The organism is Polynucleobacter campilacus, assembly GCF_002206625.1.
Taxonomy (GTDB): domain Bacteria; phylum Pseudomonadota; class Gammaproteobacteria; order Burkholderiales; family Burkholderiaceae; genus Polynucleobacter; species Polynucleobacter campilacus.
On sequence record NZ_NGUP01000003.1, the window covers coordinates 739,918 to 763,607 of the forward strand.

General features: G+C 45.0%; 23 protein-coding genes. 14 read left to right on the top strand and 9 right to left on the bottom strand.

Annotation, left to right across the window (positions count from 1 at the left end):
- Nucleotides 1-119: 119 nt before the first annotated feature.
- Nucleotides 120-689 carry a hypothetical protein gene (locus CBI31_RS07290; protein WP_088525702.1) on the top strand — a complete coding sequence of 190 codons (570 nt, stop codon included), beginning with the start codon at nucleotides 120-122 and terminating at the stop codon, nucleotides 687-689.
- Here CBI31_RS07290 and trpC read toward each other — a convergent pair.
- The 5 genes from trpC to rpe are packed head-to-tail and all read right to left on the bottom strand — an operon-like array spanning nucleotide 670 to nucleotide 5,308.
- A complete protein-coding gene (trpC, locus tag CBI31_RS07295) occupies nucleotides 670-1,473 on the bottom strand; it encodes an indole-3-glycerol phosphate synthase TrpC (protein WP_088525703.1) in 804 nt (267 codons plus the stop codon). The genes CBI31_RS07290 and trpC overlap by 20 nt on opposite strands.
- Nucleotides 1,470-2,513: an anthranilate phosphoribosyltransferase gene (gene trpD / locus CBI31_RS07300; RefSeq protein WP_088525704.1), complete on the bottom strand. Its 1,044-nt coding sequence runs from the start codon at nucleotides 2,511-2,513 to the stop codon at nucleotides 1,470-1,472. The genes trpC and trpD overlap by 4 nt, the downstream gene beginning before the upstream one ends.
- 14 nt (nucleotides 2,514-2,527) lie before the next feature.
- Nucleotides 2,528-3,094: an anthranilate synthase component II gene (locus CBI31_RS07305; protein ID WP_088525705.1), complete on the bottom strand. Its 567-nt coding sequence runs from the start codon at nucleotides 3,092-3,094 to the stop codon at nucleotides 2,528-2,530.
- Complete coding sequence (trpE, locus tag CBI31_RS07310; protein ID WP_088525706.1) at nucleotides 3,078-4,583, bottom strand: anthranilate synthase component I; 1,506 nt, start codon at nucleotides 4,581-4,583, stop codon at nucleotides 3,078-3,080. Before trpE ends, CBI31_RS07305 begins: the two co-directional genes overlap by 17 nt.
- Nucleotides 4,583-5,308, bottom strand: coding sequence for a ribulose-phosphate 3-epimerase (gene rpe / locus CBI31_RS07315; protein ID WP_088525707.1), 726 nt, complete (start codon nucleotides 5,306-5,308; stop codon nucleotides 4,583-4,585). Before rpe ends, trpE begins: the two co-directional genes overlap by 1 nt.
- Nucleotides 5,309-5,357: 49 nt before the next feature.
- Here rpe and apaG point away from each other — a divergent pair, with 49 nt between their 5' ends.
- The 3 genes from apaG to CBI31_RS07330 all read left to right on the top strand — a co-directional run bounded on the left by apaG (nucleotide 5,358) and on the right by CBI31_RS07330 (nucleotide 7,798).
- Complete coding sequence (gene apaG / locus CBI31_RS07320; protein WP_088525708.1) at nucleotides 5,358-5,732, top strand: Co2+/Mg2+ efflux protein ApaG; 375 nt, start codon at nucleotides 5,358-5,360, stop codon at nucleotides 5,730-5,732.
- 131 nt (nucleotides 5,733-5,863) lie between these two features.
- A complete protein-coding gene (gene mltA / locus CBI31_RS07325; protein WP_088525709.1) occupies nucleotides 5,864-6,994 on the top strand; it encodes a murein transglycosylase A in 1,131 nt (376 codons plus the stop codon).
- 27 nt (nucleotides 6,995-7,021) lie between these two features.
- Nucleotides 7,022-7,798 carry an enoyl-CoA hydratase gene (locus tag CBI31_RS07330; protein ID WP_088525710.1) on the top strand — a complete coding sequence of 259 codons (777 nt, stop codon included), beginning with the start codon at nucleotides 7,022-7,024 and terminating at the stop codon, nucleotides 7,796-7,798.
- Nucleotides 7,799-7,820: 22 nt separating this feature from the next.
- Here the strand turns inward: CBI31_RS07330 and CBI31_RS07335 are convergent, their stop codons facing one another.
- Genes CBI31_RS07335 through bioA form a run of 4 tightly spaced genes read right to left on the bottom strand, consistent with a single transcriptional unit; the run spans nucleotide 7,821 to nucleotide 12,368 of the window.
- On the bottom strand, nucleotides 7,821-9,017 hold the full coding sequence (locus CBI31_RS07335) for a M20 aminoacylase family protein (protein ID WP_088525711.1): 1,197 nt from the start codon (nucleotides 9,015-9,017) through the stop codon (nucleotides 7,821-7,823).
- A 57-nt stretch (nucleotides 9,018-9,074) separates the two neighbouring features.
- A complete protein-coding gene (gene bioD / locus CBI31_RS07340; RefSeq protein ID WP_088525712.1) occupies nucleotides 9,075-9,794 on the bottom strand; it encodes a dethiobiotin synthase in 720 nt (239 codons plus the stop codon).
- Nucleotides 9,787-11,025 (bottom strand): 8-amino-7-oxononanoate synthase, encoded by a 1,239-nt coding sequence (locus CBI31_RS07345; protein WP_088525713.1) that lies wholly within the window; start codon nucleotides 11,023-11,025, stop codon nucleotides 9,787-9,789. Before CBI31_RS07345 ends, bioD begins: the two co-directional genes overlap by 8 nt.
- The gene (gene bioA / locus CBI31_RS07350; RefSeq protein WP_088525714.1) at nucleotides 11,022-12,368 is read right to left on the bottom strand and encodes an adenosylmethionine--8-amino-7-oxononanoate transaminase; all 1,347 of its coding nucleotides are present in this window, start codon (nucleotides 12,366-12,368) and stop codon (nucleotides 11,022-11,024) included. The genes CBI31_RS07345 and bioA overlap by 4 nt, the downstream gene beginning before the upstream one ends.
- Before the next feature lie 89 nt (nucleotides 12,369-12,457).
- Between bioA and bioB the strand changes: the two genes are divergently transcribed.
- The 10 genes from bioB to murD all read left to right on the top strand — a co-directional run bounded on the left by bioB (nucleotide 12,458) and on the right by murD (nucleotide 23,666).
- Nucleotides 12,458-13,495 (top strand): biotin synthase BioB, encoded by a 1,038-nt coding sequence (gene bioB, locus CBI31_RS07355; RefSeq protein WP_088525715.1) that lies wholly within the window; start codon nucleotides 12,458-12,460, stop codon nucleotides 13,493-13,495.
- A gap of 10 nt (nucleotides 13,496-13,505) precedes the next feature.
- The gene (coq7, locus tag CBI31_RS07360) at nucleotides 13,506-14,135 is read left to right on the top strand and encodes a 2-polyprenyl-3-methyl-6-methoxy-1,4-benzoquinone monooxygenase (RefSeq protein ID WP_088525716.1); all 630 of its coding nucleotides are present in this window, start codon (nucleotides 13,506-13,508) and stop codon (nucleotides 14,133-14,135) included.
- 315 nt (nucleotides 14,136-14,450) lie between these two features.
- Complete coding sequence (mraZ, locus tag CBI31_RS07365; protein ID WP_088525891.1) at nucleotides 14,451-14,879, top strand: division/cell wall cluster transcriptional repressor MraZ; 429 nt, start codon at nucleotides 14,451-14,453, stop codon at nucleotides 14,877-14,879.
- A gap of 12 nt (nucleotides 14,880-14,891) precedes the next feature.
- Nucleotides 14,892-15,842 carry a 16S rRNA (cytosine(1402)-N(4))-methyltransferase RsmH gene (gene rsmH, locus CBI31_RS07370; RefSeq protein WP_088525717.1) on the top strand — a complete coding sequence of 317 codons (951 nt, stop codon included), beginning with the start codon at nucleotides 14,892-14,894 and terminating at the stop codon, nucleotides 15,840-15,842.
- Nucleotides 15,839-16,105 carry a cell division protein FtsL gene (gene ftsL, locus CBI31_RS07375; protein WP_088525718.1) on the top strand — a complete coding sequence of 89 codons (267 nt, stop codon included), beginning with the start codon at nucleotides 15,839-15,841 and terminating at the stop codon, nucleotides 16,103-16,105. The genes rsmH and ftsL overlap by 4 nt, the downstream gene beginning before the upstream one ends.
- Nucleotides 16,102-17,874 (top strand): peptidoglycan D,D-transpeptidase FtsI family protein, encoded by a 1,773-nt coding sequence (locus CBI31_RS07380; protein WP_088525719.1) that lies wholly within the window; start codon nucleotides 16,102-16,104, stop codon nucleotides 17,872-17,874. The genes ftsL and CBI31_RS07380 overlap by 4 nt, the downstream gene beginning before the upstream one ends.
- A 41-nt stretch (nucleotides 17,875-17,915) precedes the next feature.
- Nucleotides 17,916-19,421: a UDP-N-acetylmuramoyl-L-alanyl-D-glutamate--2,6-diaminopimelate ligase gene (locus CBI31_RS07385; RefSeq protein ID WP_240553790.1), complete on the top strand. Its 1,506-nt coding sequence runs from the start codon at nucleotides 17,916-17,918 to the stop codon at nucleotides 19,419-19,421.
- Nucleotides 19,421-20,869: a UDP-N-acetylmuramoyl-tripeptide--D-alanyl-D-alanine ligase gene (locus CBI31_RS07390; protein ID WP_088525721.1), complete on the top strand. Its 1,449-nt coding sequence runs from the start codon at nucleotides 19,421-19,423 to the stop codon at nucleotides 20,867-20,869. Before CBI31_RS07385 ends, CBI31_RS07390 begins: the two co-directional genes overlap by 1 nt.
- Nucleotides 20,860-22,029, top strand: coding sequence for a phospho-N-acetylmuramoyl-pentapeptide-transferase (gene mraY, locus CBI31_RS07395; RefSeq protein WP_088525722.1), 1,170 nt, complete (start codon nucleotides 20,860-20,862; stop codon nucleotides 22,027-22,029). The genes CBI31_RS07390 and mraY overlap by 10 nt, the downstream gene beginning before the upstream one ends.
- A gap of 14 nt (nucleotides 22,030-22,043) precedes the next feature.
- Nucleotides 22,044-23,666, top strand: coding sequence for a UDP-N-acetylmuramoyl-L-alanine--D-glutamate ligase (gene murD, locus CBI31_RS07400; RefSeq protein WP_088525723.1), 1,623 nt, complete (start codon nucleotides 22,044-22,046; stop codon nucleotides 23,664-23,666).
- The last annotated feature ends 24 nt before the right edge of the window (nucleotides 23,667-23,690 follow it).

Below are 23,690 nucleotides of genomic sequence, written 5' to 3' on the forward strand. Positions count from 1 at the left end.
TTATTTAGGGATATGTTGTGCGGTGAATTGTTATTAGCTATAGAGCTAGTATTAGTGTATACCCTTGGCTTGATTTTCTCAAGCGGCTCTCGTTATCGAAAGCATTCATAATAAATGTAATGAGTAAACAACTGGGAACGCTTTCTGAAGTCACCTTTGCGCTTGTAATTAGTGCGCTATCGTACACATTTCTTTTCTACGTAAATAATTGGTTAACAAGCGAACTGGTATTTAGTCTGGGCGTTAATTGGATTTATTTGCCAGCAGGTCTGCGTTTATTTTTAACCTTGATTTTTGGACTTCCAGGCGCCATTGGAATTTCTCTAGCTTCTTTTTTAATTAGCTACTATGGCGACTTTCCTCGCGGCCTCCTAATTTGTATTGGTATTGGATTGGTATCTGGATTTGCCCCCTACGTAGCAAGAGTTTTTGTGATTCAGAACGTTCGCTTGTCGCCTGATCTAAGCGATCTCAATTTTCGGAAGCTAGTGATTTGTATTTTGATCTATGCATTACTCAGTGCTGGATTACATCAGTGGTGGTTTTCTACTATGGCGCTAGAGAATGCAGGCGGAATAAACCACGTCTCTGTAATGTTTATTGGGGACGTACTTGGTTCATTACTGCTAATTTCTCTAATCAAGTACAGCTTAGATATGTTGAAGAAGGCTAGGCAAAAAGTTCTCTAAGGGCTGCCCCAGGATCAGTAGCTCTCATAAATGTTTCGCCAACCAAGAACGCATTGATTTGATTGTCGCGCATGAGTCGTACATCGGCACTACCCAATATTCCAGACTCTGTTACTAAAATTTTGTCCTTAGGCACCATGGGCAAGAGAGATAGTGTTGTTTGTAGTGTGACTTCAAAGGTCTTGAGATTGCGATTATTGATGCCAAGTAAGGGTGTTTTAAGTTCTAAGGCCTGCTCTAGCTCGGGAGCATTGTGAACCTCCACTAAAACGTCTAGGCCTAGCTCATGAGCGCAGGCCTCAAGCTCTTTCATTTGATTAAGCTCTAGGCAAGCCACAATTAAGAGGATCGCATCTGCGCCGATTGCACGAGCTTCATAGATTTGATATGGATCTATCGTGAAATCTTTGCGAAGCACGGGAATGCTACATGCAGCCCTAGCTTCTTGAAGGTAAGCATTGCAGCCTTGAAAATAGTCGATATCAGTAAGAACTGATAAACAGGCAGCGCCATGCTTTTCATAAGACTGGGCGATTTCTGCAGGCTGAAAATTTTCTCGGAGAACGCCCTTGCTCGGACTTGCCTTTTTGATTTCGGCAATGACACCAGCTTTGCCAGCGGAAATTTTGTTTTCAATAGCGCGAATGAAGCCACGTGGCTTTAGAAGGGCATCTTGATTATTCGATTCTGCAATGTCGCGCTGATTTCCAAGAGAGATTTTCTTGAGATGATTAGTAATCTCAAGCTTTTTAGTTGCAACAATTTTGTCGAGAATATCTCTCATGGGTTTTGGTTGGATTGGGTTGCGGCAACAAATGCGTCTAACTTCTGACGTGCAGCCCCGGATGCAATTGCTGCTTTAGCCATTGCTAAGCCGGAGGCTATGTCCTTGGATACACCAGCAACATAGAGCGTAGCACCAGCATTCAGGCAAACAATATCACTTGCTGCACCTGGCTTGTTGTCGATCACGTCCAATACGATTTGTTTTGACTCTTCTGCATTAGCCACCTTAAAGTCATTCGTGAGAGCGGTATTGAGTCCAAAGTCTTTTGGATGAATTTCATATTCGCGCACAACACCATCTTTAAGTTCGCCTACAAGAGTAGGACCTTCGAGAGAGATCTCATCAAGGCCATCACGACCATGGACCACAAGCGCATGTTCCATACCTAAGGCCTGCAATACATGAGCCTGAATACCGACCAGATCAGGGTGAAACACGCCCATCAAGATGCGTTTGGCATCAGCAGGATTAGTCAGTGGCCCTAAGATATTGAAAATAGTTCGCACACCTAATTGTTTGCGAATGGGTACGACATTTTTCATGGCGGGGTGATGATTTGGGGCAAACATAAAGCCAGTACCTACAGTTGAGATGCATTTAGCAACCTGCTCTGCAGAAAGTCCTAGATTTACGCCTAATGCTTCGAGTACATCAGCACTGCCAGACTTGCTACTCACGCTACGATTACCATGCTTAGCAATTTTTGCTCCAGCAGCTGCAGCAACAAACATCGCTGCAGTTGAAATATTGAAGGTATGCGCTCCATCGCCACCTGTACCGACAACATCCACTAAATGGGCGCGATCATCTACATGAACGGTAGTTGCAAATTCACGCATCACTTGTGCTGCTGCAGCGATTTCCCCAACGGTTTCTTTTTTGGTGCGTAGAGCTACCAATAGTCCAGCGACTAACTCTGGCGACATTTCCCCGTTCATGATGAGTCGCATCATCGCAGTCATTTCATCATGAAAGAGTTCACGATGTTCAATGCAACGTTGTAGGGCTTCTTGTGGGGTAATTGACGTAGCGCTCATATCTAATTTCTGAGTTACTTATTAAGTAAGAAATTCTTCAGCAGGGCATGACCATGCTCAGAAAGGATAGATTCAGGATGAAATTGCACTCCCTCTACTGCGAGCTCACGATGACGAACACCCATGATTTCTCCATCAGAAGATGTAGCTGTTACTTCTAGCGCTGCGGGTAAGGAGCTTTTTTCGATAGCGAGTGAGTGATAGCGGGTAACTTTAAATGGATCTGGCAAGTTTTTAAATACACCCACACCAGTGTGGTGAATGAGATCGGTCTTACCATGCATCACCTTCTGGGCGCGAATCACCTTGCCTCCAAAAGCCTCGCCGATGGCTTGATGGCCAAGACATACGCCGAGAATTGGAATTTGCCCAGCATAGCGTTTGATTGTCGCCACTGAGATACCAGCTTCTGCAGGGCTGCAGGGTCCAGGAGAAATACAAATGCGAGCAGGGTTGAGCGTCGCAATATCCTCTACCGCGATTTCATCATTCCGAAATACTTTGACCTCTTCACCAAGTTCTGCAAAATATTGCACAAGGTTATAAGTAAAAGAATCGTAGTTATCAATCATGAGGAGCATCGAGTCCTCCTTGTACTAATTCTGCGGCTGTTAATACTGCACGTGCCTTAGCTTCGGTTTCTTTCCATTCAGCAGTGGGGTCAGAATCAGCAACAACACCGGCACCCGCTTGGGAATGCAGCATGCCATTACGAATCACACCAGTACGAATAGCAATAGCTACATCCATATCGCCAGAGAAAGAAAGATATCCTACTGCGCCACCATAAACACCGCGTTTCACAATTTCCATCTCGTCAATAATTTCCATGGCACGAATTTTAGGTGCGCCAGAGAGGGTGCCTGCAGGGAAAGTTGCTCGTAAAACATCCATATTGCTCATATTATCTAGAAGATCGCCCTCTACAGAGCTCACAATGTGTTGCACATGGGAATACTTCTCAATCGACATAGAGTCAGTGACTTTTACAGATCCTGTCTTAGCGATTCTGCCAACGTCATTACGAGCCAGGTCAATTAGCATGACGTGCTCAGCGATTTCTTTAGGGTCTGCAAGTAGCTCTTTTGCTAAACGCTCATCTTCCTCTGGGTTAGCACCGCGCGGACGGGTACCGGCAAGAGGGCGAATCGTCACAATTTTTTCTGCAGCGCGTTTTTCCTGGCGAACCAGGATTTCTGGGGAAGAGCCCACAATTTGCATATCGCCAAAGTCATAGAAATACATATAGGGCGATGGGTTTAAGGAACGCAGGGCTCTGTAGAGCACCAGAGGCGATTCAGTAAATGGTTTGCTAATGCGTTGGCCAATCACAACTTGCATGCAGTCACCAGCCAAAATATATTCTTTAGTTTTACGAACTGCCGCTTCAAAATCTGCAGCCTTGAACTTGCGAATTAAATCTGTCTTTGTGCTTGGCAATGATGCTGGCATATTCGCTGGCTTGCCTAAGCAAGTGAGTAGTTCTTGTAAGCGGTTATGCGCTTTCTCAAAGCCATCGGGAATACTTGGATCTGCATAGACGATGAAATAAATTTTTCCTGCAACGTTATCAATCACTGCCAACTCTTCAGTAAGCATGAGCTGAATATCAGGCACACCGAGTTCATCTGGTAAAGCATGTTTAGCTAGACGTGACTCAATATACCGAACGGTGTCATAACCAAAGTAGCCAGCAAGACCGCCACAAAAACGAGGAAGACCTGGTTGGACAGCAACCTTAAAGCGTTTGAAATAAGCATCTACAAAATCCAGTGGATTATCGGTATTGCTCTCAACTACTTTTCCGTCAGTGAGGACTTCATTCACCGGTGAAGTTGGGGTCCCAACCGTTCTAACAATTGTCTTGGCAGGCAAGCCAATAAAGGAGAAGCGGCCAAAGCGCTCACCACCCAATACAGATTCCAGTAGGTAAGTATTTTTCTTGCCAAACGCTTGACTGAGTTTGACGTAGAGCGATAGCGGTGTTTCTAAATCAGCAAGTACCTCTTTCACAAGGGGAATGCGATTGAAACCCTGTTTTGCTAGGGCGTTAAATTCTTCCTGCTGCATTAGGACTTTCCAGTCCTTCCTAATTCAGTACGCATTGCCTCAATCACTTGTGTGTAATTTTCTTTTCCAAAAATAGCTGAGCCAGCGACAAAGGTATCTGCACCGGCTTGTGCAACTTGTGCAATGTTGTCAACCTTGATTCCACCATCTACTTCGAGACGAATATGGCGACCTGTTTGAGCTTCATAGCGATCTAAGCGTGCGCGTACTTGCTTAATCTTCTCAAGCGTACTTGGAATAAAGGATTGACCGCCAAAGCCTGGATTGACTGACATGAGCAGAACTAAGTCGAGTAATTCTAAGGTGTGGTCCAGATGATCGAGTGGTGTTGCAGGATTCAATACAAGACCTGCTTGACAACCTTGATCACGAATTAAATTGAGCGTGCGATTAACATGAGGACTTGCCTCAGGATGAAAGCTAATTAAATTTGCACCAGCTTTTGCAAAATCGGGCACGATGCGATCTACAGGTTCAACCATTAAGTGAACATCGATCATTGCAGGCTTACCATTTTTGATGGCATGCGGGCGAATAGCCTCACAAACTAGCGGGCCAATTGTGAGGTTGGGAACATAGTGGTTGTCCATCACGTCAAAGTGAATCCAATCGGCGCCCGCCGCCAGTACATTTTCAACTTCCTTGCCTAGGCAGGCAAAGTCAGCCGACAGAATCGAGGGGGCAATGACGAATTGACCATTTGTAGGTAATTTTTGGCTTTCCATCCCTAGATTCTAGCTTGCAGTTGGGCTTAGGATGGAGCAGAATTCGAGCATGAATCCTCACGAAATTAGCATTACGGTCAAAGCTCAGTACCTTCCAGAGCAATCTGACCCCGATAATCGTCAATTTGCCTTTGCTTATACGGTCACTATCCGTAATACGGGTAAGGCCAGTATTCAGCTGATTGCCCGCCATTGGTTCATTACCGATGGGGACAATGATGTCCAGGAGGTACGTGGTTTAGGGGTAGTTGGCCAACAGCCTTTATTGCGTGCTGGGGAACAGTTTGAGTACACCAGCTGGGCTACTTTACCCACGCCAGCCGGAACCATGCGAGGAGAGTACTTTTGCGTTACTGAGGAAGCGCAGTTTTTCCAGGCGCCAATTCCAGAATTTGCCCTAGTGATGCCGCGAACCTTGCATTAGACCAAAGCACTTGGAAAAACTATTTTTTCCCTTTGCCTGTCCATAGGACAATAAATAGCAGAAGTCCTAAAGCGATAGCCCCTTCCAGTACAAAAAGCAGCATTGGGTATTCATCGAGTAAATTGGCAATCATGATTTCTAAATTTAAATTAGTTCAGGTAAGTGTATTCGCTATTTTGATTGCGAGCCTCGTTGTTGGGTGCTCAACACCTTCTACCCGCGGTACAGGCTATCGATCTAGCGATTCTGGTGCAGCACCAGCATCTTATAGTTCGTCGATTGCAAGTTTTAATGCCGTGTCATGGCAAGCCTTGCCAGGATGGCAAGATGATGATTTATCGCAAGCTTGGCCTGCGTGGCTAAAAAGTTGTGATGCATTACGTAAGCGTAGTGGAGAAGTCAATTGGCGTCAGGTGTGTACGCTAGCTACAGCTTTATCTTCTCGTGATACCCAATCGATTCGTCGATATTTTGAAAGCAATTTTCAGGCTTACGAAATCCGCAATAGTTCTGGTGGCGAAATAGGTTTGGTCACTGGCTACTACGAACCGGTCATGAATGGCTCACAAACCCGCACCAGTATCTATAACGTGCCACTGTATTCTTATCCAAATGCTTGGAAAAAATCACGACCAAATCCAGGACCAGCAAGGGCTGAGCTCATTAGCTCGGGAGTGCTGCAGGGATCAGAAATTGCTTGGGTACAAGATCCTGTTGCAGCTGCGTCTATGCAAATTCAGGGTTCAGGAAAAATTCGCCTTCAGGATGGCCGCATATTACGATTAGGTTTTGCCGGTACCAATGAGCAGCCATTTAAATCATCCGCACAGTGGTTGATAGATCGCAAAGAGATGACACGGGGTGAAGCAAGCATGCAGGGAATTTCACAATGGGCCAAGCGCAATCCTGATCGGGTAAATGAAATGCTCAACGCCAATCCACGCTTTGTATTTTTCAAAGAGTTGCCAAGTAATGTTGATGCCGATTTAGGTCCCAATGGTGCGCTGGGTATTCCGCTGACTAGCGAGCGTAGCATTGCGGTTGATTTACAGGCTATGCCATTAGGCGCGCCTGTATTCTTAGCCACCACCAGGCCTTTAAGTAATCAGGCATTGCAAAAACTGGTTATGGCACAAGATACTGGAAAAGCGATTGTGGGTGGTGTCAGAGCTGATTATTATTGGGGTTCGGGTGATGCTGCAGGAGAAATTGCAGGACGTATGAAGCAAAATGGCAAGATGTGGTTATTGTTACCACGTTAATTGATCGACATAGAGAGAAAGAAGTTGATGAGCTATAAAACAATTTTGACTGAAGTGGATGGCAAGGTAGCCACCATTACCTTAAATCGCCCTGAGGTTCTCAATGCACTCAATGATCAATTAATGGATGAGCTTGGTGAAGCATTGCTTTCATTTGATGCCGATGACAATATTGGTTGCATCATTGTGACGGGTAGCGAGAAGGCATTTGCTGCTGGTGCCGATATTTCATCAATGGCGAAGCGTAGCTTTCAAGATGTATATCGCCATAATTTTATTTCCCGAAATTGGGAGCATATGCAAAAAGTTCGCAAGCCTGTGATTGCTGCAGTATCGGGCTATGCACTTGGCGGTGGTTGTGAATTGGCGATGATGTGCGACACCATCATGGCTGCTGATAATGCCAAGTTTGCCCAGCCAGAAGTAAAGCTTGGCATTATTCCTGGCGCTGGCGGTACACAACGTTTACCCCGGGCAGTCTCCAAAGCCAAAGCAATGGATTTGGCTTTAACCGGAAGAATGATGGATGCTGCAGAAGCTGAGCGTTCAGGTTTGGTATCGCGAGTCTTTCCCAAGGCAGATTTATTGAAAGAAGTAAAGGCGATTGCCAAAGAGATTGCTGATATGCCGCTACTAACAGCAATGATGGTGAAGGAGGCAGTGAATGCTGCTTATGAAACGACTCTTTCAGAAGGAATCCATTTCGAACGTCGCTTGTTTCATACTTGCTTCGGAACGAATGACCAAAAAGAAGGTATGGCCGCATTTGTAGAAAAGCGACCTGCTAAATTTACAAACTCTTAAGTGAAATGATTTTGTAAGAGATCTAGTTTTTTTCTAAGTAGCGTTGCGCTAGCTTTACCCAGTAGCTCACGCCTACTGGAATCAATGCATCGTTAAAGTCATAAGAGGGATTGTGAAGATGGCATGGGCCCATGCCATGACCCACCGAACGGTGATCCCCATCTCCATTACCTAGAAACACATAACATCCTGGCTTCTCAAGCAACATAAAGGCAAAATCTTCTGCACCCATGGTGGGGTCAATATTGGTATTCACATTTTGCTTGCCTACTAATTCGCTCATAACCTCGCTGGCAAACTGAACTTCAGCAGCATGATTAATTAATGGCGGATAGCTTCTGAAGAAAGTAATTTCAGCTTGGCAATCAAATGCACTTGCAACACTGTGCGCAATTTCACGAAGACGTCGCTCCATCAAGTCAAGCACTTCCAAGGTAAATGTTCTGACTGTACCGCCGATAAATGCGCTGTCAGGGATGACATTACTCGTTTTGCCTGCCTGAAATTGTGTAACTGAAAGAACGGCGGCATCAACAGGCCGCTTATTGCGAGTAATGATGCTTTGTAGTGCCAGCACCACTTGCGCACCAGTGAGAACGGGGTCGGCACTATTGTGAGGTAGCGCAGCATGACCACCTCTACCAGTAATGGTAATTTCAAAAGCATTGCTAGAGGCCATCATGGGCCCAGTAGTTACGCCAAAGTGACCTTCGGCTAAGCCAGGCCAGTTGTGTAAGCCAAAAACCGCATCGCAAGGAAATTCTTTAAAGAGGCCATCTTGGATCATTTCTTTAGCACCAGCACCGCCTTCTTCGGCAGGCTGGAAAATAAAAATCACAGTACCCTTGAAGTCGCGATGATTTGAAAGGTATTGCGCAGCACCTAACAGCATTGCGGTGTGACCATCGTGACCACAAGCATGCATCTTTCCAGGGTTGCGGGAGGTATGCTCAAAATTATTGTGTTCTTGAAGCGGGAGTGCATCCATATCAGCCCGTAAACCAATCATTTTTCCAGGACCTAAGTCGCCATCTAAACGACCAACAACACCCGTTTTCCCAATGCCTCGGTAAACCGTAATGCCCCAACTAGAAAGAGCCTCTGCAACTAGGTCAGATGTGCGTTTTTCTTCGAAGCGTAATTCAGGGTGAGCGTGAATATTGCGACGAATATCTTGAATAGCTGCTGCAGAATCAAGGATTTCGGGAATTAAATTCATATCTTTATCTTATCTGAAAGTACCACCAGTTGCACCTTAGGGCTTGTTCTAGTGGCTTTAGTGGATCGCTATTTGGATGTGCCGTGCAGCAAAATCGAGCGCCTCTATTGAATAGGGGCTGTTATGAGATTTTTGAAGCGCATTTGGTAATGAGGGAATTAACCCTAAAAAGGGCGCATTGATTGCTGCTTTTAAGGTGGCAACATTTTCTTGTAAAAGAGGCATTTCATTTTCGAGAGAGTTTGCAACCCAACCTACAATTTTTAATCCACGTGCTTTGATTGCTTCTTGCGTGAGTAGAGCATGGTTAATACAACCTAACTTCATACCAACTACCAAAACTATTGGCAAATCAATTTTCTGCGCTAAATCACCTAGGTCTTGATTATCACTTAAGGGAACCAAGAATCCGCCTGCCCCTTCGACAACAATGCAATCACTGTGTTTTTGAACATCGTCAAGTGCTTGCATGATGGTATTCATATCAAGCGCAATACCTTTAATTGCGGCAGCAAGATGAGGTGCCACCGGCATATCTAAAACATAAGGAGATAAGTTAAATTGGCCTGGCGCTAACTGGGAAGCAATGCGTAAGGTTTCTAGATCTTCATTCAAGGTATGACCACTGGCATCTTGATATGTTCCAGCAACTACGGGTTTAAATCCGATTACTTGTTTTCCTTGTTCACGTAACTTTAGAATCAGCGCACCGCTCACTAAAGTTTTACCAACCTCAGTGTCGGTCCCTGTTACAAAAAAGCCAGTCATCTTAGTCATGCATGACCTTTTCACTTACTTCTTGCTCGATTCTGTTTAAGGTAGCAATGAGTTTACGTAAATCATCGGCGCTATGATTTGCAGAAAAAGTAATCCTCAAGCGAGCGCTACCGGGAGCTACTGTTGGCGGACGAATTGCCGGAATCCAATAACCTGCTTCATCTAATAACTTTGCCGCCAGGAGTGTGCTGGCATTGCTACCCAATATGACTGGTTGAATAGGTGTGCAAGAAGAGACTTTTTTCCATTCTGAAAAGATCATTTCATCTTGCCAAATTTTGATGAGTTGATTGAGCTGAGCACGACGTTTTGTACCCTCATCACCTTCAATGATTTCCAGGCTTTTAAGCAAGGTGTGGGCAATAGCAGGAGGAGTTGCAGTGCTATAAATATAGGGGCGACCCTTTTGAACTAGCCATTCAATAAAAGAATTTTGTGCACAAACAAAGGCGCCACTCACGCCAGCAGCTTTACCCAAGGTGCCGATATAAATGATGCGATCAGATTGAATGCTTGCTTGCTCTAAGATGCCGTAACCTCGTTTGCCTAGCACTCCAAAACCATGTGCATCATCGACTATCAATAGGGAATCGTACTGCTCGGCTAACTGAAGCAATGCTTTAACAGGTGCAAGATCGCCATCCATACTAAAGACGCCATCGATTACAATAAGCTTAAGAGATTTTGTATCTTTTTTGAGGACGTCAGTTAACGAGTTAAGTTGAGTGTGGTCGAATAAGTTGACCGTCGCATTCATTTGCGCGCCCGCCAATCGAACCCCATCAATCAGCGAGGCATGATTAAGTTTGGCCGAATAAATACTGAGATCACCCCGCTGGGCCAGCCTAGCTAGGCCTGTAATAGTAGCTAAATTAGCAAGGTAGCCGGTACTAAAGAATAGGGCGCGAGCATTTTGAATATGCTTCTTTTGAAAAGACGCTAATTTTTGTTCAAGTAGCTCATGTGCAGCGCTATGGCCGCTGATTAAATGTGAAGCGCCACTACCAACACCATATTGTTGGCCGCCTTGCGCCAAGGCATCAACTAATTCTGCATGGTTGGCAAGACCAAGGTAATCATTGCTACAAAAAGCTTTAAGCTGCCTACCCCCTATGGTTAGCTTGGTATCACAAGGAGATTGAGTAATGCGTAATGTTCGTTTGAGCAGCTGCAAATCTAAGTCTGCAATTTGCTCTTGCGCAATTTTTAAGGCTTTAAATGAGCTCGTCATGCCAGAGCCTTCTCTAGTGCACGCTCAATAGCTTTACCCATCTGCATAGTCTCTTCAGAAGACAGAATATAGGGAGGCATGACATAAATCGTATTACTAATTGGCCTTATTAGGACCCCTTCTTCTAAGCCCTTGACAAACATTTCACGTGGAAAGCTACTGATATTTTTAATACTTTCTTTTTTAAGATCGAAAGCCAAAATCATTCCTTGTTGACGCCAGTGTTCTATTCGATAATCTGCTTTTGCCCAAGCAAATGCATTTACTAAATCTTGCGAGCGCCCAATATTTTTTTCTAATACTTTTTCAGTTTCAAATATATTTAAACAGGCCAGTGCTGCAGAGCAGGCCAGTGGATTTCCAGTATAGGAGTGAGAATGTAAGAAGCCCTGTTGTGTTTGATCGCTATAAAAAGCACGATAAATTGTGTTGCTAGTCATACAAAGCGAGAGGGGCAGGTAGCCCCCACTAATGCCTTTAGATAGGGTTAAAAAATCAGGCCAGATGCCGGCATGCTCGCAAGCAAAAAACTTGCCGCTTCGACCACAACCCACGGCGATCTCATCAGCGATTAGATGCACGTCGTAGCGATTACATAAATCTCTTACTAGGCGTAGATATTCTGGTGAATGCATCGCCATTTGTCCGGCACATTGCACTAATGGTTCGATGATAATAGCGGCAATATGGTGATGTTCTTTTTCAAATAACTTCTCAAGCTGTGCGGCCGCATACGTCGCAACATCATCCGCACTCTCACCTGGTTTTGCTTTGCGTGTATCGGGTGATGTAACTGTATACACATCTTGTAAGAGTGATCCATATGCTTGTCTAAAAATGGCAACATCAGTAACAGCCAGAGCGCCTAGTGTTTCGCCATGGTAGCCATTTTCAAGACAAACAAATTTTTTCTTGTTTGGTTTTTGATTGAGTTGCCAAAAATGATGGCTCATCTTTAAAGCAATTTCTACTGCAGATGCGCCATCGGAGGCGTAAAAGACATGACCTAAATTTCCACCAGTAAGTGCGGACAGTTTTTCAGAGAGCTCAACTACTGGTTGATGGGTAAATCCAGCGAGCATCACATGCTCAATTTTTTCTAGCTGATCAGTAATAGCCCGACTAATCTGCGGATTAGAGTGGCCAAATAAATTAGTCCACCAAGAGCTGATGCAATCGAGTAGGGCATTTCCCTGTTCGTCATAAAGCCAAGGACCCTTACCTTTGGTGATGGCAATCAAGGGAAAAGACTCGTGATGTTTCATCTGAGTACAGGGGTGCCAAACAGCATTTAAGCTGCGATCAACAAGAGTGGGTTGGTTTAAATCAGAAATAACCTTCATGTTTGATATTTGACCACTAGTTTTTCCAATTTCCGGCGTGTATCTGTTATGTTTATGGCTTGTATTGATTTATTTTCTGGAATTTGCCCATGTTGGACGCCCAAACCACTGAAAAACCTCTCACCCTAGTTAAATCTAAGGCTAATTTACGTAAAGAAGTGGATGCTTCCGGTGAGTGGACTGTGGCTCAAATTGAAGCATTATTTGCCCTGCCTTTTGACCAATTAATGTTTCAGGCTCAAGAGGCTCATAAAGCCCATTTCCCTGAAGGTGATGTGGAGTTGGCTACCTTGTTATCAATCAAGACTGGTGGCTGTCCTGAGGATTGCGGCTACTGTCCGCAGGCTGCGCGCTATGACACCGACGTGAAGGCAGAGAAGTTAATGGGCCTAGAGGAGGTTTTAGAGGCTGCTAAGGCCGCTAAGGCTGCAGGGTCAAATCGTTTCTGTATGGGGGCGGCTTGGCGCGAGCCCAAAGATCGCGATATTGAAAAAGTCACGGCAATGATTAAGGGCGTCAAAGCTTTGGGCCTTGAAACCTGCGCCACTTTAGGAATGTTGGAACCAGATCAAGCTTTAGCGCTTCAAGAGGCAGGCTTAGATTTTTATAACCATAATCTGGATACCAGCGAAGATTTTTATCGCTCAGTGATTTCTACTCGTGGTTATCAAGACCGCTTAGACACCATCTCCAATGTCCGTGCAGCCGGCATGTCTGTTTGCTGCGGAGGCATTGTGGGCATGGGTGAGACCCGTGAACAGAGAGCTGCTTTCTTAGCCCGCTTGGCAAATTTGAGCCCCTATCCTGAATCTGTTCCCATCAACCACCTAGTGCCGGTTGCTGGAACACCCTTAGCTGATCAGAAGCCTTTAGATCCTTTGGAGTTTGTGAGAACCATTGCTGTAGCTCGCATTACTATGCCTAAGGCTCGAGTACGTTTATCAGCTGGCCGCCAACAATTGGGTAGGGCTGTTCAGGCCATGTGTTTCTTGGCCGGCGCCAATTCAATCTTCTATGGTGAGCAATTACTCACTACCGGTAATCCAGAGGCGGAAGAGGACCGTAAGCTCTTGGCGGAGCTAGGATTAAAGACTAAGCAAAGCTTTAAAGCCGAAGTTCTGGTCTAATTTTCCGGATATGATCCCAATTGACCGCTTCATTCTTGAGTTTGATACCGCCCTGCGTTCAGTGGTTGGGGGAGCAAATGCTCAAAGACCTACTCCTGGCTCAGAATCTGGAGCAAATGCTGCATTAGATTCAGAACAACGAAAACATGCAGCAGGGTTGATGCGGATTAATCACGTTGGCGAAGTTTGTGCGCAAGCTTTGTATCAGTCACAAAAATTAGTTGCCAGAAATTCAGATATTAAAGAGATGCTTGATCACTCTGCTCAAGAAGAAATGGATCACTTAGCTTGGTGCGAAACTCGCCTGAAAGAGCTTGGTTCACACACTAGCTATCTCAATCCATTTTGGTATGCAGGATCCTTTGCGATCGGCTTGGCAGCAGGCTTAGCGGGCGATAAGTGGAGTTTAGGTTTTGTTGCTGAAACTGAAAAACAGGTTGAGAGTCATCTTGAGAGTCACCTCAAAACATTGCCTGAAGAAGATCATCGTTCACGTGCAATCGTAGATCAAATGAGAATGGATGAGATCGAGCATGGGCAAGCAGCTTTGCATGCTGGTGGAGCAAATTTGCCAGAGCCAATTCAGAAAATCATGCAAGCAATGTCCAAGGTCATGACAACAGCTGCTTACAAAATTTAAAATCGATATTTGCGATTTAGTCTGAATGAATCAAAAGATTTAATTTCAGATTAATTTTGTTATATTTTTTCAAGCACTACTGTTTTTAAATACAGTATATTTAGGTATTATCTACTCATATAGCTAAGACCTATTCTTAAGTATATTTTCCAAGCCATTGTTTCAAGTAGCTATTTTATTATCACCATTTTCTGAACATATGACGCTAAGTGTTTGTAAACACTAGAGAATTTCCCAAAAAAATACCCAAAAACACTTGACCCCCTTATTGTGATCCTCTAAAGTGGGAGGAAGTGTGAAAAAGTGGGGTAAATGGTGTTTCAAGGCGCGTCATCTCTCAATTTAGATGCAAAAGGTCGAATGTCGGTTCCGGCCAAGCATCGTGACGCCTTGTTGGTTCAAGGCGATGGCCGCCTCACGCTCACAAAACATCCAGATGGCTGCCTTTTGCTATTCCCAAGACCCGAATGGGAAAGCTTTAGAGCAAGGGTTGCTCAACTGCCAATGGATGCGCATTGGTGGCGCAGAATTTTTCTCGGCAATGCATCAGAAATCGATTTGGATAATGCCGGCCGAATTTTGGTGGGCCCTGAATTGCGTGCAGCAGCAGCAATCGAGAAAGAAGTGATCTTGCTTGGGATGGGCAGTCACTTGGAATTGTGGGACGCGGCAACATACGCTGCAAAAGAACAGGCTGCGATTGCACTAGGCATGCCTGAAGCACTCAAGCAATTTAATTTTTGATGACAGGGTGCTATGAACATAACTCATCGCCCAGTGTTACTGGCCGAGGCGGTGACGGCGCTAATCAGTGGCCCACTCATTCAAAAACAAAACGCAGCGAAAAATATTCTAGTAATCGATGGAACGTTTGGACGTGGCGGTCATACACAGGCCTTGCTCAAACAGCTTCCCTCATCTGCGCGCATGATTTCTTTCGACAAGGACTTGGATGCGATTGCGGTAGCACGGCAAATCAACGATCCCCGTTTAACGATCGTGCACGACAGCTTTGCGCAGATGGATCAGTACGCGCAAGCAGAATCAGTCGATGGAATTTTGTTAGATCTGGGAATCAGTTCGCCACAGGTGGACGAAGCGCATCGGGGTTTTTCCTTTCGACGCGAGGGCCCACTCGATATGCGGATGAATACAGAGCAGGGCTTAACCGCTGCAGAGTGGTTAGAGCAGGCGCCACTGGAGGAAATCACGCACGTGATTAAGACTTATGGGGAAGAACGTTTTGCGTTTCAGATTGCTAAAGCTATTGTGGCAAAGCGAGAAGAAGGCTTGTCACCAAAAACCACAACACAACTAGCAGGTTTGGTTGCTAATGTGGTGCGCACACGTGAAGCTGGTCAAGATCCGGCTACTAGGACTTTTCAGGCACTCCGAATTTTTATAAATCGCGAGCTAGTAGATTTAGAGTCCGGCCTTAAAGCTGCTATGAATTTACTAAAGCCAGGTGCAAGACTTGCCGTTATTAGTTTTCATTCGCTAGAAGATCGCATCGTAAAACAGTTTTTGCAGGCACATTCAAAAGTAGAGCTGCCTCGTGGTTTACCTGTGCGCGAAAAGGACTTGCCACAAAGTGCTTTAGAAATTATTGGCCGTGTTAAGCCAAGCGATGCCGAGGTTTCAGAAAATCCTCGCGCTCGTTCAGCGATCATGCGTGTTGCTCAAAAGCGGATGGATATATCTGCATGAATCGCGCCACCTTGACTTTGCTCGCTTTGTTATTAATTTGCTCTTTATCTCTAGTAGCAGCTCAGCAACGTGCGCGTAAATTATTTATTGCTCAAGAGCGTGCCCACATTGAAGAGCGCAGGTTAAATCAAGATTTTCTTCGCTTGGAATATGAGCAACGCAATCTTTCGAAGTCTGCGCGTATTCGTGATGCTGCGCGCAATCAATTACGTATGTCCGCAATTTCTCCTGAACGTACTTTGTACCTGAAGGAGGCTAAATGAGGCCGGTTGGTTTTTCTACTACACCAAATTTAGTATTGCGTCTGCCAATGTGGCGGTCTCGCTTAATGCTATTCCTATTATTCTTTGTTTTCATGCTGCTATTGCTGCGCGCGTTCTGGATTCAAGGCCCTGGAAATGAATTTTATGAAGCCAAGGGAGTGAGAGGAACTCAGCGCGAGTTGGAGTTATCTGCAAGTCGTGGAAAAATTTTGGATCGTAATGGTCAGGTGATTGCTACAAGTTTAGAAGCAAAATCTGTGATCGCTTATAACGACACAGTTCCAGATGACTTATCTGCTGACAAAGTTAAAAAACTTGCCATTCTGCTGAAAATTAGTGAAGCAGAATTACGTAAGAAATTAAAAGAAGAGCGTAAGCAGGTTTTCCTAAAGCGTCAGGTTGAGCCAGCAATTGCACAACAAATTAAGCAATTAGAAATTCCGGGTATTGGCTTAAATAATGAATATCGCCGTTTTTATCCAGAGGGTGAAGCGATGGCGCACGTCGTTGGATTTACTAATGTTGAGGATCGTGGCCAGGAGGGGATGGAGCTCTCTAGAGAGAAAGAGCTTGCTGGCCATCCAGGTCAAAGGCGTGTAGTGGTTGATCGCTTGGGTCGCGTTGTTGAGGAGATGGCGATCTTGCAGTTGCCACAAAATGGCAAGGATTTGAATCTCTCTATTGATAGCAAAATTCAGTATCTTGCTTACAACGCTGTGAAGGATGCAGTTGAGAGACACCATGCGAAAGCTGGCGGCGCCGTAGTATTAGATACGCAGACGGGTGAAATTTTAGCTTTAGCTAATTATCCAAGTTACAACCCAAATGATCGTAAAAATCTTACAGGTGAGCAGCTACGTAATCGTGTCTTGACAGACACATTTGAGCCTGGCTCAACAATAAAGCCATTAACAGTTGCGATTGCTTTAGAAAAGGGCGCGGTAAAGCCCGAGACCAATATGGTGATTGGCGCTAAGTATCTTATTGGTCCAAAACCAATTACCGACACTCACCCTTATGGAAATCTAACAGTTTCAGAGATCATTCAAAAATCTAGCAATATCGGTACCGCAAAGATTGCCATGAACAGTCTTTCAGCCGAAGAGATGTGGGATTTTTATACAGCGGTTGGTTTTGGACGGTCACCAAAAATTGGTTTCCCTGGCGCTGTTAACGGGACAGTACATCCATTTAAAAAGTGGATGCCTACTGATCAAGCCCGTATTGCATTTGGTTATGGAATTTCTGCATCACTTTTTCAGGTAGCGCAGGCCTACACAGTATTCGCACGTGATGGTGAATTAGTACCGCTCACTATTGAGCGTAGCCCTAATTTCAAACCAGGTACGAGAGTGCTTTCTGCAAAGACGGCAATTGAAATGCGCACCATGCTTGAGACCGTAACCGAGCCTGGTGGCACTGCAATTAAGGCACAGGCTGAAGGCTTTAGGGTTGGAGGCAAGACAGGGACTGCACATAAATTGGTTGGTAAAGGGTATGGGAATAAGTATCGCGCTTACTTTGCTGGCTTAGCACCGATCAGTGCTCCACGGATTGTGGTTGCAGTCATGATTGATGAGCCAACCGTTGGTGGTCACTATGGCGGTGAAGTTGCTGCACCAGTATTTTCAACTATTGTGAGTGAAACACTCAACACTCTCAACGTGCTGCCTGATAACAAAGTGAAGCAAATGGTTTTGCAAGATAAGAGTCCTGAAGAGATTCGTACTGCAAATTTACAGACGCAGCAGGTGGTTCTGAAAAGATGAGGGCGGCATTGAATATAGAACCCAATCATCTGATTGAATACTTGCACAGCCTGGTAAATAGTACGGCCAAGGTCAGTGCAGATAGTCGCCAGATCCACTCTGGCGATATCTTTTTTGCCTACCCTGTTGGTCATGGCAATGCATTACGAGATGGGCGTCAATTTATTGATGCTGCATTAGAGAACGGCGCAGCTGCGGTGGTGTTTGACCCTGCAGGACCTGGCGCTCAATATGTAAATCACCAACAATGTATTGCAGTTGAAAACCTAGCAGAAAAAGTTGGTGAACTATCTTCACAATGGTATGGCTATCCAAGCAAGCAATTAAAGGTGATTGGAGTAACGGGCACGAACGGTAAAACCAGTATTTCACAATGGTTGGCGCAGGCCTTGGATGAGCCCAACCATCGCACGGCAGTGTTAGGTACTTTAGGTGCAGGCTTCCCGGATTCTTTAATACAAACTGGCTATACAACTCCAGATGCGCCCAAGCTACAAACTCAATTTAAGGAGTTGCTCAATGCTGGCGCTAAGCAGGCGGTGATGGAAGTCTCATCGCATGCCTTGGATCAGAAGCGAGTGGCTGGTACGCAGCTAAATTGCGCGGTATTTACAAATCTGACACAAGATCATTTGGATTATCACGGCAGTATGGCTAACTACGGCGAGGCAAAAGTAAAACTATTTACGCTGGCTGGGCTAGAACATGCCATCATTAATTTAGATGATGCATTTGGCCGTGAGATTGCCATAAAGCTTTTGGCTAAGGGCAGCGTTCAGGTCTGGGCATACACAATTGCCCAAAGCGCTCTTCAGGGATTTGAAAAATTTGGCGATCGTCTACAGCGTATTTACGCAAAAGATAGCATCTTCAATAGTGCTGGATATGACTCTCTGTTTACCTATGAGGGAGTCGGCAGCAATAGCTTACATATTCCTGTATTGGGCGAGTTCAATTTAAGTAATGCACTTGCAGTTTGGGCGACATTACTCAGTCAAGGTTTAAGTTGTGATGAGGCAAGTAAGCGAGTGAGTCAATTGCGACCCGTTCTTGGGCGTATGGAATTAATTCAAGTAAGTAAGCAGCAAAAATCAGCGGGTCTGTTGGTGGTAGTTGATTACGCACATACCCCCGACGCACTCCAAAAAACCCTACAAGCTTTGGTCCCCATAGCAAAGCAGCGCGATGGAAAAATTTGGTGCGTATTTGGTTGTGGCGGTGATCGTGATGCTGGCAAGCGATCTGAAATGGGTGCAGTAGCTCAGCAATACGCCGATCACATCATCATTACTAGTGACAATCCAAGATCCGAAGAGCCGCAGACAATCATAGAAATGATTCGTAGCGGTATCGGTCAGAAATCTTCAAATGTACAAATCATTATTGATCGCGCTGCAGCGATCATGGCTGCTGTGCGTAATGCCGCATCTCAAGATATTGTCTTGGTTGCTGGTAAAGGTCACGAAACCACACAAGAAATCAATGGTAAGAAATTTGATTTCTCTGACCAAGAACATATTCGTTTAGCTGCTGGGGGTGTGGCTTGATGTCTGCTATGACAACGCTTGCTCAAGTGCACGCCATGTTGCCTGGTAGCGCGCTGCTCAATATTTCTGCACAAGATGCCCAGTCAGTGAATATTTCAAGGATTGGAACAGATAGTCGTCAGATTGACTCTAAAGAGTTATTTATAGCTTTGGCAGGTGAGCGCTTTGATGCGCATGACTTTTTATCTGATGTTGCTAAGGCAGGAGCAGCAGGAGCGCTCATCAGCAATAGGGACAGCTGCCCTACAAGTCTACCTGCTATTTTCGTTAACGATACTCGTCTAGGCCTAGGAGCATTAGCAAAAGCCTGGCGCGCCAATCATCCAATTCCACTGGCTTTGGTGACTGGTAGTAATGGCAAGACAACTGTTAAAGAAATGATTGCCTCTATTTTTAGAGTCGCAGTTGGGGAAACGCATACCTTGGTTACTAAAGGTAATCTAAATAATGACATTGGTTTACCGCTAACCTTGTTAAAGCTGCGTTCGACAGATCAGCTTGCCATAGTTGAGTTGGGTATGAATCACCCAGGTGAAACTGCCCAGCTAGCCAATATTGCGCAGGCGAATATCGCCTTGATTAATAATGCACAGCGTGAGCATCAAGAGTTTATGGCTACAGTAGCTGCGGTAGCACAAGAGCATTCCGATGCGATTCGTGCTTTAACAAAAGATGGCATTGCAATCTTCCCTGCAGACTCTGAGTTTGCAGGTGTTTGGCTTGAAGCTGCTGCTGGACGCAAGGTGATCGACTTCATTCTGTTGTCCGGTCAGTCGACATTAAGAGCTGCGGTAATGGGGCGTCTGTTAAGTAATGGCCATCTCCAAGTGCAAATAGATTCAGGATCTGTAGAAGTCCAATTAAATACCTTGGGCAGTCACAATGCTCGTAATGCATTAGCTGCTAGCGCTGTTGCTCTAGCAGCCGGGATCAGTCTTGAAAAAATTAAAGAAGGTCTTGAAGCATTCTCGCCAGTAAATGGGCGCATGCAAGCAAAGAAGATTGATCCCAATCACACGCTCATTGATGATAGCTATAACGCTAATCCAGATTCAGTGAGAGCGGCAATTGATGCACTAAAGCAGTCAGGCAATATATCTTGGTTGGTTTTAGGTGATATGGGCGAAGTTGGTAATCAAGGGCCTGAGTTTCATCGCGAGGTTGGTGCCTACGCTGCCGAGCAGGGAGTTACTAAATTGTTTGCTTTGGGTGAGCAGTGCAGATTTGCTATTAAAGGCTTTGAAGATACTCAGAAAAATAAAACATCCATTGCTAGTGCAAAGCATTTTTCTGAAATGGATAGCCTAATTTTACAGTTGAGAGATGCATTACATGCTCAATCAACGGGTAGTAATGAGCATTTAAATATTCTGGTTAAAGGTTCACGTTTTATGCGTATGGAGCGTGTAGTGCAAGCCTTGTTAGAGGAGGCTAAAACATGCTCTTAATCTTGGCGCAATGGCTGCAGGATGATTTTGGATTCTTCCGAGTCTTTAACTATATTACCTTTAGAGCGGTGATGGCAACAGTTACCGCTTTGTTAATCGGCTTAGCTGCTGGTCCATGGGTCATTCGTAAATTGACTGCCTTAAAAATGGGCCAAGCTGTTCGTACTGATGGACCACAAACTCATTTAGTCAAATCAGGCACCCCAACAATGGGTGGAGTTTTGATCTTGATTGGTATTTTTTTTTCTTGCATGTTATGGGCAGATTTAAGCAATCGTTTTATTTGGATTGTGATGATTGTCACTTTCGGATTTGGTGCAATTGGCTGGGTAGATGACTATCGTAAGGTTGCTCATAAAGACCCTAAGGGAATGGCTTCTCGAGAAAAATTCCTTTGGCAAACTTTGATTGGTTTATTTGCTGCGATTTATTTGGCATTCTCAGTATCGGAAGTAAATAACCTTAAAGTGCTCCAACTTTTCTATGAATGGTTAAGGAGTGGTTTTGCATTAGATCTTCCAGCAAAAACCAACTTGCTCTTACCATTCATTAAGGAGGTTAGTTATCCACTGGGGATGATGGGCTTCATCATCTTGAGCTACTTGGTGATTGTTGGTAGTAGTAATGCAGTGAATCTAACCGATGGCCTCGATGGTTTAGTGATCATGCCTGTCATACTGGTCGGCGCTGCATTAGGTGCATTTGCTTATGTGATGGGTAATGCCATCTATGCCAAATATTTATTGTTCCCTTATATCCCGGGTGCTGGTGAGTTATTGATCTTTTGTGGCGCCATGGGTGGAGCGGGCTTAGCTTTCCTTTGGTTCAACGCCCATCCAGCGCAAGTCTTTATGGGTGACGTTGGAGCACTTGCTTTGGGCGGAGCACTTGGAACTATTGCAGTAATTGTGCGCCAAGAGATTGTGCTCTTTGTCATGGGTGGAATATTTGTTGCAGAAACAGTTTCGGTAATGCTGCAAGTATTTTGGTTCAAATTAACTAAAAAATATTCTGGTGAAGGCCGTCGTATTTTCCGCATGGCTCCACTACATCATCATTTTGAGCTGGGTGGCTGGAAAGAGACGCAAGTCGTTGTTCGTTTCTGGATCATTACCATCCTATTGGTATTAATTGGCTTATCTAGCCTGAAATTACGGTGAGCCTAAAAGTAAATATGCTGAACTTACAAAATACTTTCGCTAATCCTACTTTGGTAGATGATGCAGGCTATCAATCCCCCCACCGATTTTTGATTATGGGACTGGGCGAGTCTGGTGTTGCGATGACTAAGTGGTGCCTACTTAATGGAGCCACCGTTCGTTTGATAGATACACGTGACCAATCTCAGTTTTCTGAGCGCCAGAATGCTTGGCTTGATGAATTGAAAATAGCTGGATTAAAAGATATTCAGTTTGGACCATTGAGCGATGAGCTGTTGGCTGAGATTGATGTTATTGGCATCAGTCCTGGCTTATCCCCACTTCAAGAGCCAACTAAACCATTCTTGGAGAAGGCTAGAAAAGCCAAGATTGATGTGTGGAGTGAGATCGAATTTTTTGCGCGTGCAATTGCTGATTTAGATCGTATGGCAAAGGTAAATCATTCTCCTTATTCATCAGTAGTCTTGGCCATTACCGGCACCAATGGAAAAACAACTACTACCGCCCTAACAGGACGACTCTGCGAGCGGGCTGGCAAGAAGGTTGCGGTAGCCGGAAATATCAGCCCTGCAGCATTAGATAAGCTGATGGCCTGCCTAAATGAGGCTGACCAAATTGAAGATATGCCCGATATCTGGGTGCTTGAATTATCTAGTTTCCAATTGGTTTACACAGATAACCTCAACGCAACTGCAGCCACTGTTCTCAATATCACCCAGGATCATTTAGATTGGCATGGTGACATGCATGCGTACGCAGATGCAAAAGGAAAAATATTTGGTGCAGACACTATTTGCGTCTTAAATCGCGATGACTCTGTAGTGATGAATTTACTTTCTGATGATCAAAAAGCAGACAAGTCGATTGTGACTTTTGGTTCTAATACCCCCGATGAGCAGGGTGCTTTTGGTATCGAGCATGACTTAAGAGCAGGCGGAATTGACTGGCTAGTGTGGGCAGAGGTAGATGAAGATAATGAGCCAAAGCCAAAACGCCGTCGCAAATCAAGTGCCATTGAAGAGGATGAACCGTTACACTTGAAGCGTTTAATACCGGCTGACGCACTCAGAATTCGTGGTCGTCATAATGCCTTGAACGCACTAGCAGCACTGGCATTAGCGAGATCTGCTAACTTGCCTATGAATGTTCTTCTACATGGGTTGCGCGATTATCACGGGGAGCCACATCGAGTTCAGAGTGTTGCGATAGTCGATGATGTCGAATATATCGATGACAGTAAGGGCACTAACGTCGGTGCGACTGTAGCCGCCCTAAATGGTTTGGGTGGCAATGAATCCGCTAAGAGGATTTGGTTGATTGCAGGCGGCGACGGAAAAGGACAAGACTTTAGCCCGTTACGCGAACCTGCTCTACGTTTTGTTAAGGGCGTTTTCTTGATTGGCAAAGATGGCGCTGCAATTGGCGAGGCTATCGGTCGGGAAGTACCTTGCACAATCAGTGGCACTCTAGAGCTTGCTGTCAGAACAGCCGCAGAACAAGCGCAGTCTGGCGATTTGGTCTTGCTTTCTCCAGCATGTGCGAGCTTTGACCAATTCAAAGATTATGTTGCCCGTGCTCACGCATTTGTTAGTGAGGTTGAGGAGCTGGGAATGCGTTTTGAGGGAGTGCAAGCGTGAATCTAAAAGATAAGCTTTTTCCAG